This is a genomic window from Streptomyces sp. NPDC127092 (assembly GCF_042722475.1).
Lineage (GTDB): Bacteria > Actinomycetota > Actinomycetes > Streptomycetales > Streptomycetaceae > Streptomyces.
Genome location: NZ_JBHXFE010000158.1, coordinates 928 through 1,973 on the forward strand (window position 1 = coordinate 928; position 1,046 = coordinate 1,973).

The following is a 1,046-nucleotide window of genomic DNA, read 5'->3' on the forward strand; positions in this document are numbered from 1 at the left end:
GACCGTGGACGAGATCGCCGAGTACTTCCTGGGCTACGCGGACCGCCTGCGCCTCATGGTCGTGGACTCCGTGAACCTGCTCAACGACGCCCTGGACGAGGGCAAGGTGGTGCTCATGGAGGGCGGCCAGGCCACCTACCTGGACGTGGACCACGGCACCTACCCGTTCGTGACCTCGTCCAACCCGACCGCCGGCGGCGCGGCCGTGGGCGCGGGCATCGGCCCCACCCGCTTCTCCCGCACCATCGGCATCGTGAAGGCCTACACCACGCGCGTCGGCGCCGGTCCGTTCCCCACGGAGCTCTTCGACGAGATGGGCGAGCAGCTGCGCACCACCGGCGGCGAGTTCGGCGTGAACACCGGCCGCCCGCGGCGCACCGGCTGGTACGACGCCGTCATGGCCCACTACGCCGCGCGGATCAACGGCTTCACGGACTACTTCCTCACCAAGCTGGACGTGCTCACCGGCATCGAGAAGATCCCGGTGTGCGTGGCCTACGAGGTGGACGGCGTGCGCCACGACCGCATGCCCATGACCCAGACCGAGTTCCATCACGCGAAGCCGGTGTACGAGCTCTTCGACGGGTGGACCGAGGACAGCTCGGGCGCCCGCGCGTTCACGGATCTGCCGCTGAACGCCCAGCGCTACGTGGAGGCCCTCGAGAAGCTCTCGGGCTGCCGGATCTCCGCGATCGGCGTGGGCCCGGGCCGCGATCAGGTGGTCCAGGTCCGCGACCTCATCGAGGACTGACCCGGCCCGCCGCCCCGCCCCCGGCCCACCCTGGCCTGCACTTTCGAACGTGAAAGAGGGCGAATGGGCGCTTTCGAACGTGGGATAGGCCCCATCCCACGTTCGAAAGCGCTCGGGTGCTCGGGCGGGCGGGGCGTCAGCTCCGGGCAGCGCGGAAGGTGACCTGCACCTGGACCATCGGCTTGTCGGCCACGGGGACGCCGTCGGCGCCGACCGGCACGAGGTCCACGTCCACGAGGCGCAGGGACCGGCCCGCGTGCCGCACCCGCGTGAGGGCGACCATCTCGCCATGCCC

Annotated in this window: 1 protein-coding gene; it reads left to right on the forward strand. The window is 70.8% G+C overall.

All coding sequences use genetic code 11. The features are described 5' to 3' along the window. The coding region (locus ACFWJO_RS38295; RefSeq protein ID WP_386872784.1) for an adenylosuccinate synthetase at positions 1-751 on the forward strand (751 nt) is incomplete at its 5' end. Positions 752-1,046: the final 295 nt, after the last annotated feature.